At 71.5% G+C, this 15,322-nt stretch carries 12 protein-coding genes; 5 read left to right on the top strand and 7 right to left on the bottom strand.

The features are described 5' to 3' along the window. Positions 1-133 precede the first annotated feature (133 nt). The 3 genes from nadA to FM125_RS01555 all read left to right on the top strand — a co-directional run bounded on the left by nadA (position 134) and on the right by FM125_RS01555 (position 3,615). Positions 134-1,450 (top strand): quinolinate synthase NadA, encoded by a 1,317-nt coding sequence (gene nadA / locus FM125_RS01565; RefSeq protein ID WP_087133427.1) that lies wholly within the window; start codon positions 134-136, stop codon positions 1,448-1,450. Beyond that, positions 1,447-2,364, top strand: coding sequence for a carboxylating nicotinate-nucleotide diphosphorylase (nadC, locus tag FM125_RS01560; RefSeq protein WP_087133426.1), 918 nt, complete (start codon positions 1,447-1,449; stop codon positions 2,362-2,364). Before nadA ends, nadC begins: the two co-directional genes overlap by 4 nt. Positions 2,365-2,433: 69 nt before the next feature. Continuing rightward, positions 2,434-3,615: a cysteine desulfurase family protein gene (locus FM125_RS01555; protein ID WP_087133425.1), complete on the top strand. Its 1,182-nt coding sequence runs from the start codon at positions 2,434-2,436 to the stop codon at positions 3,613-3,615. A gap of 74 nt (positions 3,616-3,689) precedes the next feature. Here FM125_RS01555 and FM125_RS01550 read toward each other — a convergent pair whose 3' ends face one another. Both FM125_RS01550 and FM125_RS01545 read right to left on the bottom strand, forming a co-directional pair. Then, a complete protein-coding gene (locus FM125_RS01550; RefSeq protein WP_087133424.1) occupies positions 3,690-4,106 on the bottom strand; it encodes a hypothetical protein in 417 nt (138 codons plus the stop codon). 42 nt (positions 4,107-4,148) lie between these two features. Further along, positions 4,149-5,624 carry a sodium/glutamate symporter gene (locus tag FM125_RS01545; protein ID WP_245829713.1) on the bottom strand — a complete coding sequence of 492 codons (1,476 nt, stop codon included), beginning with the start codon at positions 5,622-5,624 and terminating at the stop codon, positions 4,149-4,151. 221 nt (positions 5,625-5,845) lie between these two features. Here FM125_RS01545 and FM125_RS01540 point away from each other — a divergent pair, with 221 nt between their 5' ends. Further along, positions 5,846-7,171, top strand: a complete 1,326-nt coding sequence (locus FM125_RS01540; protein ID WP_087133428.1) for a dicarboxylate/amino acid:cation symporter — start codon at positions 5,846-5,848, stop codon at positions 7,169-7,171. Positions 7,172-7,260: 89 nt separating this feature from the next. On the opposite strand, the gene FM125_RS01535 is transcribed toward FM125_RS01540, so the two are convergent. After that, positions 7,261-8,742, bottom strand: a complete 1,482-nt coding sequence (locus FM125_RS01535) for a sugar porter family MFS transporter (RefSeq protein ID WP_087133423.1) — start codon at positions 8,740-8,742, stop codon at positions 7,261-7,263. A gap of 134 nt (positions 8,743-8,876) precedes the next feature. Here FM125_RS01535 and FM125_RS01530 point away from each other — a divergent pair, with 134 nt between their 5' ends. Then, complete coding sequence (locus FM125_RS01530; protein WP_087133422.1) at positions 8,877-10,622, top strand: bifunctional 3'-5' exonuclease/DNA polymerase; 1,746 nt, start codon at positions 8,877-8,879, stop codon at positions 10,620-10,622. A 95-nt stretch (positions 10,623-10,717) separates the two neighbouring features. On the opposite strand, the gene FM125_RS01525 is transcribed toward FM125_RS01530, so the two are convergent. The 4 genes from FM125_RS01525 to FM125_RS01510 form a co-directional block, all read right to left on the bottom strand. Next, entirely contained in the window at positions 10,718-12,238 is a 1,521-nt protein-coding gene (locus tag FM125_RS01525; protein ID WP_087133421.1) for a hypothetical protein, read from the bottom strand. Between the two features lie 245 nt (positions 12,239-12,483). Next, positions 12,484-13,089, bottom strand: a complete 606-nt coding sequence (locus FM125_RS01520; RefSeq protein WP_087133420.1) for a hypothetical protein — start codon at positions 13,087-13,089, stop codon at positions 12,484-12,486. A gap of 52 nt (positions 13,090-13,141) precedes the next feature. Next, positions 13,142-13,813, bottom strand: a complete 672-nt coding sequence (locus FM125_RS01515) for a GOLPH3/VPS74 family protein (protein WP_087133419.1) — start codon at positions 13,811-13,813, stop codon at positions 13,142-13,144. Further along, complete coding sequence (locus FM125_RS01510; RefSeq protein WP_087133418.1) at positions 13,810-15,252, bottom strand: serine hydrolase domain-containing protein; 1,443 nt, start codon at positions 15,250-15,252, stop codon at positions 13,810-13,812. Before FM125_RS01510 ends, FM125_RS01515 begins: the two co-directional genes overlap by 4 nt. Positions 15,253-15,322 lie beyond the last annotated feature (70 nt).

The following is a 15,322-nucleotide window of genomic DNA, read 5'->3' as shown; positions in this document are numbered from 1 at the left end:
CCCCCCCCCCCCCCCCCCCCCCCCCCCCCCCCCCCCCCCCCCCCCCCCCCCCCCCTTTTTTTTTTCAAGCAGAAGACGGCATACGAGATAGGCTCCGGTCTCGTGGGCTCGGAGATGTGTATAAGAGACAACCCTGCTGCCCTCCCGGCCTGCCGGAACCGCCTCCTGCACCGAGGACCTGCTGCTGCCGCCGTGGGAGGCCGGAGGAGGCTACGGCCCCGGCTCCTCCATGCAGGACCGTGCCCCGTCCGACATGCCCCGCCAGGGCGAGATCCCGGCCGAGTACCGCACCGCCTCCGACGACGAGCTGCAGGAGCGCATCGCCGCCGCCAAGGCCGAGCTCGCAGACCGGGTGGTCCTGCTGGGGCACTTCTACCAGCGCGACGAGGTGGTCCGGCACGCCGACTACGTGGGCGACTCCTTCCAGCTCGCCCGCGCCGCCACCGCCCACCCGGATGCCGAGGCCATTGTGTTCTGCGGCGTGCACTTCATGGCCGAGACCGCGGACATCCTCTCCGGGGACGGGCAGGCCGTGATCCTGCCCCATCTGGGCGCCGGCTGCTCCATGGCGGACATGGCGGACGTGGACTCCGTCACCGACTGCTGGGCCCAGCTCGAGGAGCTCTACGGCACCGAGCCGGATGAGCAGGGGCGCCAGCCGGTGCTGCCGGTGACCTACATGAACTCCTCCGCCGCTCTGAAGGCGTTCGTGGGGGCCCGCGGCGGTATCGTCTGCACCTCCTCGAACGCCGCCCAGGTGCTCGAGTGGGCGTTCGAGCGCGGGCAGCGGGTGCTGTTCTTCCCGGACCAGCACCTCGGCCGCAACACCGCCAAGGCCATGGGCATCGGCCTCGAGCAGATGCCGGTGTGGGACCCGCGGCAGCCCCTCGGAGGCAGCACCGCCGAGCAGCTGCAGGACGCGAAGGTCATCCTCTGGCACGGCTTCTGCTCCGTGCACCGCCGCTTCACCGTGGCGCAGATCGAAAAGGCCCGCGCCGAGCACCCGGACGTGCAGGTGATCGTCCACCCGGAATGCCCCATGGAGGTCGTGGACGCCGCGGATGCCTCCGGCTCCACGGACGCGATCGTCAAGGCGATCCAGGCGGCGCCGGCTGGCTCGACCTTCGCGGTCGGCACCGAGATCAACCTGGTGCAGCGTCTGGCCGCGCAGCACCCGGAGCACACGATCTTCTGCCTGGACCCGGTGATCTGCCCCTGCTCCACCATGTACCGCATCCACCCCGGCTACCTCGCCTGGGTGCTCGAGGAGCTCGTTGCCTCACGCGTGGTCAACCGCATCGAGGTCCCCTCCGCAGTGCAGGCCCACTCGCGGACCGCCCTGGAGCGCATGCTCGCGGTCGTCCCGCCGGCGACTCCCGCGGGGGCCGGTCCCCGGAACGGGTCCGCCCCCGCCGGCACCGAGCCCTCCACCACGGGAGCCGCGCAGTGACCGCCGCCCTGCGCCGCGAGGTGCTGTCCCGCGCCCTGGCCGAGGACGCCCCCTGGGGCGACGTCACCGGCGAGGCCTTCGTGCCCGAGGACGCCGTCATGGACGTCCGTGTGGTGGCCCGGGAGGCCGGCGTGTTCTCCGGTGCCGCAGTGCTGGCCGAGGTCTTCATGCTCGTGGACCCGGCCGTGTCCGTGACGCTGAATGCCTGCGACGGCGGCCGCTTCGCCGCCGGGCAGGTGCTGGCCGAGGTCTCCGGCCCCGCCCGCGCGGTGCTGCGCGGCGAGCGCGTCGCCCTGAACCTGCTGCAGCGCATGTGCGGGATCGCCACGGCCACGGCGCGGTACGTGGACGCCGTCCGTGCCGCCGGGGCGCACACCCGCATCGCGGACACGCGCAAGACCGCCCCGGGCCTGCGCGTCCTGGACCGCCAGGCGGTGCGGGACGGCGGCGGGCACAACCACCGCATGTCCCTGTCGGATGCCGTGATGGTCAAGGACAACCACTGGGCCGCCATGGGCATCGCGGAGGGCGCTTCGGACGAGGAGGTCACCGCCGCCCTGCGCGCCGGCATGGATCGCCTGCCGCACACCGTCCACGTGGAGGTCGAGGTGGACCGGTTCGAGCAGATCGCCCCCGTGCTCGCCGCGGGCGCGGATACGATCATGCTGGACAACTTCAGCCTCGCGGACCTGCGGGCCGGGGTCGCCCTCGTCGACGGCCGGGCCGTGGTGGAGGCCTCCGGCGGGATCACCCTGGAGACCGTCGGCCCGGTGGCCGCCACCGGCGTGGACGTGGTCTCCGTGGGCGCCCTGACGCACTCGGTGCGGGCCCTGGACATCGGCTTCGACGCCGCGGTCTCCCCCGGAACGCCGCAGCGCCGCGCCACCGGCGGCCCGGAGGACGCCGCGGGCTGAGGACCTGTCCGCACCCGCATCATCACCGACGCGCGGCAACGGTGCCGCACACCTGGGAGGGGAACCGACGTGATCCTGCTCGACCATGCCGCCACCGCCCCCGTCCGCCGCGAGGCGGTGGAGGCCATGTGGCCCTATCTCACCGGCGACTTCGGCAACCCCTCGTCCGTGCACGAGCTCGGCCGTCGCGCCGGACTCGGCCTGGAGCAGGCCCGCGGCCAGGTGGCCGAGGTCCTCGGCGCCCGCCCCTCCGAGGTGGTCTTCACCTCCGGCGGCACCGAGGCGGACGTCCTCGCCCTGCAGGGGATCATCCTGCCGAAGCTGCTGCGCGCCCGCCGCCAGGGCACTCTGGACGCCCCGCTGCGCCTGGTCACCACCGCGATCGAGCACGACGCCGTCCGCCAGACCGCCGCGTCCCTGAAGCGGATCCACGGCATCGAGGTGGACCTGCTCCCCGTGGACTCCACCGGCAGGGTGGACCCGGAGGACCTGCGCCGGATCCTGCGCCCGGAGACCGCCCTGGTGTCCGTCCACCTGGGCAACAACGAGATCGGCACCGTCCAGCCCATCGCCGAGCTCGCCGCCGTGGCACACGAGGCCGGCGTGCCGATCCACACGGACGCCGTGCAGGCGGCCGGCCAGCTGGACCTGGACGTCGCGGCCCTGGGAGTGGACGCCCTGTCCGTGTCCGGCCACAAGGTCGGCTCCCCCAAGGGCGTCGGCGCCCTCTGGATCCGCCCGCGCCTGCCGCTGGAGCCGGTGCTCACCGGCGGCGGCCAGGAGTCCGGCCGCCGTTCCGGCACCCAGAACGTGGCCGGCGCGGTGGCCATGGGCACCGCCATGGCCCTGGCCGAGGCCGAGCGCACCGCACCGGGCGAGGTCGGCGCCGCCGCCCGTGCCGCCCGTCGGGACCGGTTCATCGCCCGCGTCCTGGAGAGCGTGGACGGCGTCCGCCTCTCCGGCCACCCGGAGCATCGTCTGCCGCAGCACGCCTCGTTCCTCATCGACGGGGTCACCGGCGAGGCCGTGCTCGTGGAGCTCGAGGCCCGCGGGGTGCTGTGCTCCGTGGCCTCCGCCTGCTCCGCGGGCCTGGCCGGCCCGTCCCCCGTCCTCGCCGCGCTCGGCTTGGACTCCGAGGCCGCCCAGTCCTCCCTGCGCTGCACCTTCGGCCCGCACACCACCGAGGCCGAGCTCGAGGAGGCCGCCGCCGCGGTGGTCGCCGGCATCCAGGCGGTCCGCCGCCTCGGCTGATCGATGCGGCCGCCTGCACGACAACGGCCGCGCACCTGCCCAGGTGAGCGGCCGTCGTCGTGGGGCCGGGCCCGTCAGGGACGGATGTCGATCAGGTCCACGCAGGGATCGCCGATCAAGCCGAGCCCCCGCAGCACGTGGAGGACTGCCATGACCGCGCAGGCGGCGACCATCGCCCACAGCGCCCAGCGCGGGGCCGTCCAGTTCGGGTTCTGCCGCATCCCATGGACCAGCCCCACCAGGCCGAGCACCGCGGTGGCGGCCGCCCAGAGCCACGCGGAGAAGTCCGTGTGGCGGCACACGGTGACCACGTCGTTGACGGAGCGCGTGGTCGTCGCGCTCACGGTGATCACGAAGCCGAGCAGGCCGACGCCGACGCCCAGAACAAGCGGGATCGGCAGGCCGAACCAGGCCTTCGCGTCCGGGCGGTGGCGGGCGGCGGCGCGGCGGCCCTCGTCGGTGCTGGTGTCGAAGTAGTCGGGAACGGACATGTGGCTTCCCCCTCCGGGATCAGTGGTCTGCGGTGCTGCGGCTCAGCTCCGCGAGGCTTCTACCGGCTCGCCGTCCGCGCCCAGGTCGAAGCGGGAGCTGCGGCCGAAGTACAGGTAGCCGGCCAGGATCGCCGCAATCAGCAGGACGCCCATGATGGCGAGCAACGGGTAGGGGCCGCCCTGGATGAGGAACGGGATCGCCAGCGCGGTCACCAGGCCGCCGCCGAAGAACGGCTCGAACACGAGCTGCTTGTAGCCGAAGCCCTGGTAGGCCGGGGTCTCCTTCTTCGGGTCCGCCATCCGCAGCAGCAGCAGACCGGTGGCGGTCACGCCCTGGGACTGGCCGTAGTCCGCGATGCCGCGCTCGAACCAGTAGGTGCGGATGAACTTCGGGGCGAAGACGAACAGCACCACCAGGTTCCAGACGATTCCGAGGGCCGCCAGGATGGCGAACGGTGCCAGGTTGTCCGCCACGGCCTGCAGGGACAGGGTCGCCAGGGCCGCGATGATCAGCAGGTCCAGGCTGACACCCTGGATGCGCTCCATCATGCCGCGGTTCACGAGGCCGTGGAGGGTCTCCGAACGGTCCAGGACCATCTGGACGAGCACGCCGCCGAGCATGGCCAGCGGGAACAGCGGCACGTGGCCGAAGATCTCGATGGTGTCGATCCAGAGCATCTCCTCCACCCACTGGAAGGCGGCCAGGCCGAGCCAGCCGATGAGCACCGCCAGGCCGACGACGCCGAGATGGATGGTGAAGGACTCGACCGCGGAGTCGCGGAAGGTCAGGCGGCCGGCGGCCGGACGGTCCTCGTCGCGGACGGCGGCGTAATAGCCGATCCTCTCGTCCAGGGACAGCTCCTGGCCGGCGTCCAGGGAGGTGGAGACACCCTTGCGGGCGGCCCAGTTCACGGCTGCGACGCCGAAGAGGATGCCGGACACCAGGCCGACGGTGGCCATCGAGAGGGCGAGGTCGTAGCCCTCGTCGAAGCCCAGGGACTCGAACTGGCTCTGCAGGCCAGCCGCGGTGCCGTGGCCGCCTTCGAAGCCGATCTCCAGCAGCGCCGCGAACTCCGGCCCGACGTTGAACAGCGGGCCGAGGATCAGCAGGACGGCGAGGATGCCCACCACGTACTGGCCGGACGCGAAGGTGATGCCGAGCGACAGCTGCGGGCCGAGCAGGCGGACCGCGGACTTCGGCGACGGGATGCGCGAGCCCAGGAACATCGTGGCGAACACCACGGAGATCAGGATGCCCGGCAGCGTGGACCAGACCTCGATCACGGTCTCTCCGAAGAGACCGCCGGCCTCCAAGGACTCGGCGCCCAGCGCGCCGGCGATGCGGCCGAGCACCTCGGGACCGAGCAGCAGCGCGAGCAGGCCGGCGATCAGTGCGACCGGCAGGAACAGCCGCTGGGTGAACCGGAGCTTCGCGCGCAGGTACATGCCGACCGCCGCCAGCATGCCGAGCATCAGCAGCGACATGCCGATGACGCTCGGGGTCATCTCGAGTTCCATGGGCACCCCTTGACTCATGGCCGGGTTCCTCATGCGGGACCGACGCCCCGGACCCGGCACACGGAGTGTCGCTCAGGTCACGCTACCAGGAAGCTCTCAGCCGAGAGACATCAGCCGCATGGGCACCGGCGCATGGCGTCCACGGCAGGCCAGGCCGCCCCGCAGGCGATGTGTTGAACAAAATATGGTGTTCCGGGTCACAGGTGGGTAGGGTGGCCGCCATGTCTGTTCTGCACCGCATCGGGCTGCTGCCCCGGGTCCTCATCGCCATCGTGCTCGGCGTGCTCGTCGGCCTCGTCGCACCGCACTGGCTCGTCGTCGTCTTCGCCACCTTCAACGGGGTCTTCTCCGCGTTCCTCGGCTTCATCGTCCCCGTCCTGATCCTGGCCCTCGTCGCCCCGGCGATCGGCGACCTCGGCCGCGGTGCCGGCAAGTGGCTGGCCCTCACCGGAGGCATCGCCTATGGCTCGACCCTGTTCGGCGGTGGGATGGCGCTGGCCGTCTGCCTGCTGGTGTTCCCGCTGATCCTCACCCCGGGATCCTTCACGGACATGGCCAACCCGGAGGACGCCCTCACCGGACCGGCGTTCGAGATCGCCATGACCCCGCCGTTCGACGTCATGGCGGCCCTGCTGCTGGCCTTCGTCCTGGGCGTCGGCATGACCCTGCTGCCCAAGGGCACCCTGCACGCCGGTTTCGTGGAGCTGCGCGCGATCATCGAGCGGCTCGTGGCGGCGATCATCGTTCCGTTGCTGCCGCTGTACATCTTCGGCGTGTTCCTGAACATGACCGAGGCCGGCGAGGTGTTCCAGGTGATCTCCACCTTCCTCGGCGTGATCCTGCTGGTCTTCGGCCTCACCGTGGTGCTGCTTCTCATCCAGTTCCTGGTTGCCGGGGCGGTGGCCGGGAAGAACCCGTTCAAGGCCCTGGCCACCATGCTCCCGGCCTACGCCACCGCGTTGGGCACCTCGTCGTCGGCCGCGACCATCCCGGTGACCCTGCGCCAGTCCATCAAGACCGGCGTGCGCCGCCCGATCGCCTCGTTCGTGGTCCCGCTGTGCGCCACCATCCATCTGGCCGGCTCGACCGTGAAGATCGTCTCCTTCTCCCTGGCGGTGATCATCCTGTCCGGCGGCTCCGTGGACGTCCCGCTGATGATCGGCTTCATCTTCATGCTCGGCGTGACGATGGTGGCGGCCCCCGGCGTGCCCGGCGGCGCGATCGTGGCAGCCTCCGGCCTGCTGTCCTCCATGCTGGGCTTCACCGAGCCCCAGGTGGCGCTGATGGTGGCCACCTACATCGCCATCGACTCCTTCGGCACCGCCACCAACGTCACCGGCGACGGCGCGATCGCCCTGATCGTCGACCGCATCGCCGGAGACCGCCTCACCGGCGACTCCGAGGACGAGGTCGAGGACCTGGAACGCCGCGGGGACGAGGAGGCCGAGGCGCGTGCGGCGGCCGACCCCGCCACGCACAACACGTCCCCCGCCTCGGGCCCCGACGACGGCCGCCCGGCCCCCGGAGAGCGCCCCGGCCCCGCCTGAGCGGCCTCATCGGCCTGTGGCCGACCCGCCCCCGACGCACGGCGGCCCCCTCCCGGGAAGGAGGGGGCCGTCGTCGTGCAGGGGGCGGCTCAGCCGCGCAGGTCCTGCTCCGCCTGGGCGCGCACCGCGCGCCGCTGCCCCGGGGAGCGCACGACGACGTCGCTCATCTCCTCGAGGGTCTTCCCCTTGGTCTCGGGGACGAAGGCCGCCACGAAGGCCAGGGACAGCGCCGCCATGACCGCGTACACGCCGTAGGCGAGGGTCAGGCCGATGTCCGCCAGCCACGGGAACGTGGTGGAGACGGCGAAGTTCGCGGCCCACTGTGCGGCGGCGGCCACGGCGAGCGCGCCGGCGCGGATGCGGTTCGGGAACATCTCGCCCAGCAGCACCCAGACCAGCGGCCCCCAGGTGGCGCCGAAGAACACCACGAAGGCGTTGGCGGCCACCAGCGCCACGGTGGCCCACGGCTCCGGAAGGGAGACGGACTCGGCACCGTCCGACTGGGCGAAGGAGAAGGCCAGCGCCATCAGACCGAGGCTGACCGTCATGCCGGCCGAGCCTGCGATCAGCATGGGGCGGCGGCCGACGCGGTCCACGAGGGCGATCGCGACGAAGGTGACGGCGATGTTCGTGACCGAGGTGATCACGGAGACCGTGAGGGCGTCCGACTCCCCGAAGCCCACCGACCGCCACAGGGTGGTGGAGTAGTAGAAGATCACGTTGATGCCCACGGCCTGCTGGAAGACCGAGAGCAGGATGCCGATCCACACGATCGGCTGCAGCCCCGCCAGCGGGCCGCGCAGGTCGGACAGTGACTCGCGGCGCTCCGAGTCCAGTGAGCGCCGGATGTCCTCGATCATCAGGTTCACGCGGTCCACGCCGGTGAACTCGTGCAGGACCTCGGCCGCCTCGTCCGTGCGTCCGCGGGCGACCAGATAACGCGGGGACTCCGGCAGCCTCAGGGCGAACACGCCGTACAGGATGGCCGGCACGGCCTCGGCCATGAACATCCAACGCCAGGAGGCGATGCCGAACCAGAACGGCTGCGCCGCACCTCCGGCCATCGCCGCGAACAGTGCGTCGGACAGGAGCGCCGCGAAGATGCCGAGGACGATCGCCAGCTGCTGGAGCGAGCCGAGGCGGCCGCGCACATGGGCCGGGCTGACCTCCGCGATGTACGCCGGAGCGATCACGGACGCGGCGCCCACGCCCAGGCCGCCGACCACGCGCCAGATGATCAGGTCCACCACGCCGAACGCCAGGCCCGAGCCGATGGCGGAGACCAGGAAGAGGATCGCGGCGATCACCATCACGGGCACGCGGCCGCGGCGGTTGGCGATGGGCCCGGCGAACCAGGCGCCCAGCGCGCAGCCGATCAGCGCCGAGGAGACGGCGAAGCCCGTGAGGCCGGCACCGAGGCCGAACTCCCCTGCGAGCGCGTCCACGGCGCCGTTGATCACGGAGGTGTCGAAGCCGAACAGGAAGCCGCCGAGCGCGGCGGCGACCGAGATGCCGACCACCTTGGCGTTGAGGCGAGACGTCGCGGCGCCGCCGGACCTGGTCGCTGTCATGGTGGATCCTCTCAGGGTTGCGCCCGGCGGCCCGCTGCGCGCCGGTGCATCGGCACAGTGTGCTCTGCGCGTCCGCGGGCGTGCAAGCAGCCCGATTCCCCTCCCCCGCCCGGCTCCGGGGCAGAATGAGGCTCATGCTCGTCGTCCTGGGTCCCGCTCCCGCCTCCGCCGGCACGCCCGGCACCTGGTGGGCCCTGGACGTGGACGGCAGCGACGCCGCTCCCCTGGACTCCTGCTCCGCCGGGGCCGTGGCCGGGCTCGTGGACACTCTGCCCGGCCGCCTCCGTCTGCCTGCGGACCACATCCGCTGGGTGTTGGCGTCGGTCGGTGCCGAGTACGGCACCTGGCTCGACGCCGGACTGCGTGTGCGCCGCGCCTGGGACCTCTCCCTTTCCCAGCGGATCCTCAGGACCGCGGCCACGGCCGGCGGAGCGCAGGTCTCCTACGCCCCGGTGGTCGAGATTCCCGTGCACGTCCCAGCGGACCCCCTTGCCGCGCCCCCACGCCGTGGACCGGAGCAGGACGCGTTCTTCGACCTGACCGCGGATGCCTCGCCGGGGGTGCCCGACGCCCCGACGCTCGCTGCCGAGGCCCGCCGTCAGCGGGAGGCGATCGGCGGCTCGGCCCGCCCTGACCGGCTGTGGATGCTGGTCACCGCGGAGTCCCAGGGCGCGCTGATCGCCGAGGAGATGCACACGGCGGGCCTGCCCTGGGACGCGGAAGTGCACGACGCGCTGCTCACTGACATCCTCGGCCCCCGCCCGGCCGAGGGTGAGCGTCCCGCCCGACTGCAGGAGCTGGCCGAGCAGGTGGCGGAGGACCTCGGGGCCCCCGGCCTGAATCCGGACTCCCCGCCGTCTCTGCTGCGGGCGCTGCAGAACGCCGGCGTCACCGTGGACTCCACACGTCAGTCGGACCTGAAGCAGTGGATCGATTCCGGCGGCACCCTCAGTCAGGAGCGGGCACGGATGCTCGAGGCCCTGCTGGAGTACAAGGCCCGCTCCCGACTGCACACCGCCAACGGCTGGCACTGGCTGGACAGCTGGGTGAAGGAGGGACGCTTCCATCCCCGCTACCTGGTGGGCGGGGTGGTCACCGGACGGTGGGCCGCCCACGGCGGCGGCGCCATGCAGGTGCCCGCCGTGGTGCGGGACGCCGTCCGCGCAGACCCTGGCCACGTTCTCACCGTGGCCGACGCCTCCCAGGTGGAGCCGCGCATCCTCGCCGCCATGTCCGCAGACCCTGCCCTCGCCGGGGCCGGCACCGCCGAGGACCTCTACCGTGAGGTGGCCGAGCAGGGGCGGACCCGGGGAACCGCCCTGGACGACCGCTCTCGTGCGAAGATCGCCCTGCTCGGTGCCATGTACGGCTCCACCACCGGCGACTCTGCCGCCCTGCTCCCCCATCTGCGCCGGCTCTACCCGCAGGCGATCGGCCTGCTCGAGCGCGCCGCCGCCATGGGAGAGTCCGGCAACCAGGTGTGCACATGGCTCGGCCGGTGGTCCCCTCAGCCGGAGCAGCGTTGGCTGGACGCGGTGGCGGACAGACAGACCCGGGCTGCTGAGTCACGGGCCCGCTCCCTGCGCCGCGCGGCCGGGCGTTTCACCCGCAACTTCGTGGTGCAGGGCACCGCGGCGGAGTGGGCCCTGTGCTGGATGGGCGAGCTCCGCCGGAGGCTGCACAACGAGGCACCGGGCACGCAGCTGGTGTTCTTCGTCCACGATGAAGTGGTGCTGCACGGCCCGACTCACGAGGCGGACAGCGCCGGGAGGCTGGCGGCTGAGGCGGCCGAGGCTGCAGGCCGGCTGCTCTTCCCGGACGCACCGGTCACCTTTCCGCTGACCGTCGCGCAGGTGCGCTCCTACGCCGAGGCCACGTAGCCCCGGGACGGGAGCACGGCAGACGAGATCGCCCCGGGACCGTGGTCCCGGGGCGATCTCGTGTCAGTGCCAGAAAGGCCTGGCGGGGAGTCCGATCAGGAGTCCGAGTCGGAGTCGGAATCCGAGTCGGAATCCGAGTCGGAGCCGAAGTCAGAGTCGGAACCCGAGTCGGAGCCGGAGCCGAAGTCAGAGTCCGAGTCGAAGTCGGAACCGGAGCCCGAATCGAAGTCAGAGCCCGAGCCGGAGCCGTTCTGAGCGCCGAACGCGTTCTCGAAGTCCTCCTCGGTCAGCTCCACGGCGTCCTTCGGGACCTCGAGGCTGTCGGCCTTGTCCGAGAGCTCCACGGAGATCGGCAGCTCGGCCTCCTTCATCTCCTCGAAGGTCTTGACCTCGTCCTCCTCGGCGTCGGCCGGAGGCTCGATGACGTCGAGGATGTCCATGACGTCCATCTCCACGGCCGTGACCTTGCCGTCCTTGACCGTGAAGGTCACCGGGAACGTGTTGTCGTTCAGGGAATCGAGGACCTCGTCCACGTCTGCGGAGGAGTCAGTGGACGGGGAGGACGACTCGGCGGAGTCGAACTCGGAGGTGGAGGCCGAGGCGGACTCCAGCATCTCCGGGTTGTCCTCGAGCATCTCCTTGAGCTTGACGTTCATCACATAGGTCTCGTCGCCGTCCTTCTCGACGTCGGCGTAGTCCAGTGCGAAGTCGGCGGACTTCTGGTCCCCGGCCTCGTCCTCGATGCGCTTGGTCTCCTCAGAGACGGCCTTGTCGAACTCGGAGCCGAGGGCCTTGTCCAGGCCCAGCCAGGAGCCCTTGACGAAGTCGACGATCCACTCCTGCTCCTTCGGGACGTCGCTGAACGACTGCTCGAGCTGCTCGGCCTGCTGCTTGCCGTCCGAGCCCATGGAACGCAGGATCTCCAGGACGTCGGCACGCAGGAAGTACTCGGACTCGCCGACCTCCATCATCTCCACGGAGCGTCCGTTGCCCAGATCGGCCACGAAGGACCAGTCGAGGCCGGTGAGGTCCTTCGTGTCCGCCAGCGGGGCGTCCGTGGTGGAGCGGGCCTGGAACTCCACGGACACCTCGCGGACCATGTCCATGGCGTCCTCGAGGGACTTGCGGTCCTGCTCGGTCATGTTCTCGTCGGACTCGGAGAGAAGATCCACGATCTTCTGCATCTGCTCCTCGGACGCGTCCACGCGCATGGTGGCCTTCTGCTCCGTCCAGGTCTCCTGGTCCTCGAGGGCCTCGCGGAGCTCCTCCTCGGCGCCCGACGCGTCGTCGTCCCGGTCGTCGTCGTCCTCGTCCTCGTCCTCGTCGGAGTCCTTGTCGTCCTTGTCGGAGTCCTTCTCGTCCTTGTCGGAGTCCTTCTGGTCCTCGTCGGAGTCCTTCTGGTCCTCGTCGGAGTCCTTCTGGTCGTCGTCCTTCTCGTCGACCGTCTCCTCGACCTGCGCGTCCTTGCTCGCGTCGCCATCGTCGCCGGGGGTGTCCCCGCCGTCGCTGCAGGCAGCCGTGAACATGAGTGCGGCCACGCCGAGCGCGGCCCAGGCCTTGGCTCCGTGGCGGCGCTCAACCTTGTCCTGGAGCTCGGTCTTCTCGGTGAACGTCATCTGTTCGGTCCTTCCCCTCGTGCGGGCCGTCTTGTGAGCTGAGGGACCACGCTGTGTGCGGACCCACCTTGCCTTACCTTAGCCAGGACAAGGTCACATCAGTCCAGTCCTGCCGCCCGCACAGCGGATCGTGACCGGGCCGTGACATTGGCGCGGACCGGTCGCAGGACCGGCGCAACCCCGAACACCAGACTGAGAGAAGCGTCCGCGTCCGCGGACGACGGCACCCCGCAGGTGCCTGCACGTCACCGACCGCCGAAGCGCTCCCAGGCCTCGCCCACCACGGCGACCCAGTCGCCCATGTCCGCATCGCGCATCGGCATCAGGCGGACCACCTGAGGCCGCCGCCGGCCGATGACCATCAGCCGCGGACGGAGCGAGGGATCGAAGACCTGGCGACAGCCGTCGTCGAGCGTCTGCATCCAGGCGATCCCCTCCTGGGTGAGCGGCAGGCACCAGCCGAGCTCCTGTCCGTCCGAGTAGGCCGCGCGGACCAGGCGCCTCTCCGGCGGGCCGACGTACTCCCACGGGAGCGGGCCCACGCCGGCCACCGTGATGCCCTGCGGATCCAGCCGCCACACATGCCAGGGCGCGGTGCGGGCATGGCGGCGCAGCAGCAAGGCCGCGGCCAGCAGGAGCACGCCGACGCCGATCATGACCGCACCCGTGGCGGGCAGCGTCGGCTCGTTCCGGCCCAGGACCATCATGAGGATCCCGCCGACGACCCCGATCGGCCACAGGAAGAGCAGCACGGTCGCCACGATGTTCGCCACCGGCCGCCGGGCCGTGGCCTCCACCACTTCCCGGCCGAACAGGTCGGCTCTCAGGTCGTTCAGGTCTCGGATCTGCATGGCACCTTCCTCTGCAGCGGTCGGTGTGCGGGTGGGCCCGCGGTTCAGGCCCTCAGCGGTCGCTGACGTTGGCGGACAGGGCCCCGGTCATCACGGCGGCGTGCATGGCACGCACGGCACGCGAGACGCCGGCGACCGCAGGACCGGCACTCTCACGCAGCTCGGCGGCGCGGGCCTTGAGCTCACGGTTGGTCAGACCGGTGTCCTGCTTGTCGAAGACGGCCGTGGGGATCTCGAGGGCGCTGATGAGCCCGAGCATCGCGTGCTGCTGCAGGGTCGGCTCGGCGCCGCGCAGCACCTCGATGAGTCCCTCGCGCAGCTCCGCTTCCATGGAGCCGTCCGCCTCCGGGTAGCGGCGGGGCTTCAGGCCCAGCCAGCCGCCCTCCTCGACCTCCACGACGCCGCGTTCGGCAAGGTAGTCGCCCACGGCGTGCTCGAGTGTGCGGCCGATGGTGGTCAGCGCGATCGAGACGCGCTTGCCGTCATGGCCGAGGAACCGGGTCAGGCCCTCGTCCAGCAGCGGGTCACCGGTGGGCGTCGGGTCCGTGACCTGGATGAGGTGCCCCTCGTCCGCCACATCCACACGGCCGGCCGCGGCGAGGTCCGCGAGCATCGCGCCCGCCAGCCCGTAGCCGGTGTACTGGCCCAGGGCTTCGGGGCGTCCGTCCTCCTGCAGCAGGAGCAGGAACAGTCCGGTGGTGACGGTGGGGTGCGGCGCGCTCATGGCATCAGGGTAGCGCCGCGGCGGGCGAGGTACTGCTCCTCCGGCCAGCTGCTGACACCGGTGATGCGCATGCGGGTGACCGTGCCATCCTCGTCCACGTCGAAGGGGATCTGCTCGCCGGAGGCGCCGAAGCCGTCCTTGTCCTGCACCCGCAGCGTGGTGGCGTCCAGAGCGCGCAGCTCCTGCGCGGCGGTCAGCGGCGTGGAGACGGTCGGGTCGAGCATGAGCAGCCGGCCGCCGCCGTACACCACGTCCGTCTCGCCCCAGAGGCAGCAGTAGCGGCCGGTGAGGCGCTTCAGGTCCTCCTCGGTGACGCCCTCGGGCAGCTTCTGCCAGGTGGCGGGGGCGGTGGTGAGCAGGTCGATCAGCTCGACCAGGCCGACGGCCAACGACTCGGCCGGGCCGTCCACGGCGTTGGTCAGCACGCAGATGGTGAGGCCGCCGTCCGGGTCCACGAGGGTGCGGGTGATCTGGCCGGGGAAGCCCCCGGAGTGGCCGACGGTCTTCCGCTCGCCGACCGTGGTCCCGATCATGCCGAGGCCATAGGTCCCCGTCTCACCGCCGCGCGGGACGGTGGATTCGGGCCGCTGCATCAGGCGCAGGCTGCGGTCGGTGAGCAGGCCGCCGCTGCCGACGGTGAGCGAGGCGAAGAAACGGCTGAGCTCCTCCGCGGTGGACACGAAGCCCGTGGCGGCGGCCAGCGCGCCGGTGGTCGGGTTGCCGACCGCCACCCGGGAGCGGTTGCGGCCGTGCGGGCGGGAGTGCCCGGTGACCAGGCGCGGGGAACTCTCCTCCTGGGCCTCGGCGAGCTCGGGGCTGGTCCGCTCCAGGCCGAGCGGCGCGAGCACCGCCGAGGTCATGTGGGTGACGTAGTCGGCGCCGGTGAGGCGCTCGATGATCGCCCCGAGGACGCCGTAGCCGATGTTGGAGTACTTGAAGTGCTCCTGCGGCTGGTAGGTGGCGCCGTGCTCGGCCACGGTCGCGCGCAGGGCCTCGGCGTCCGGGAACGGCTTGTCCAGCTGCCAGAAGTCGGCGTCCACGCCGTCGCGGATGGCGCCGGCCGTGTGGCTGAGCAGCTCGCGGACGGTGGCGCCGGCCAGCGGGGTGTCGGCGTAGTCGTCCAGCAGGTCCGCCACGGTGTCGTCCAGACGGAGGCGGCCGGCCTCCACGAGCTGCATCACGGCGACGGCGGTGAAGGTCTTCGAGTGGCTGGCCACACGGAACAGGTGGTCGGTGGTGAGCACCTCGCCGGTGGCCTGATCGGCCTCGCCGTAGGCCTCGGAGAGCACCAGCTCGTCGCGGAAGCGGATGGCCACCTGGGCGCCGGGCACCTGCTGCACCTCCACCTGGGTGGCGAGCCAGCGGCTCAGGTACGGGACCAGCTCCTTCAGCTGGTCGAGGCTGGGGCTGGTCTCGGCGGCGGGGGTGTCCTGGGTCATGCGCTCCACCCTAGGTGTACTCGGCCATGACGTTGGTGACAGATAGACGTTGACGATGAAAAGAACCTCC

The organism is Micrococcus lylae (genome assembly GCF_900163825.1).
Taxonomy (GTDB): domain Bacteria; phylum Actinomycetota; class Actinomycetes; order Actinomycetales; family Micrococcaceae; genus Micrococcus; species Micrococcus lylae.
The sequence above is the reverse complement of the archived record's forward strand: the minus strand, read 5'-3'. Positions and strand labels throughout refer to the sequence as shown.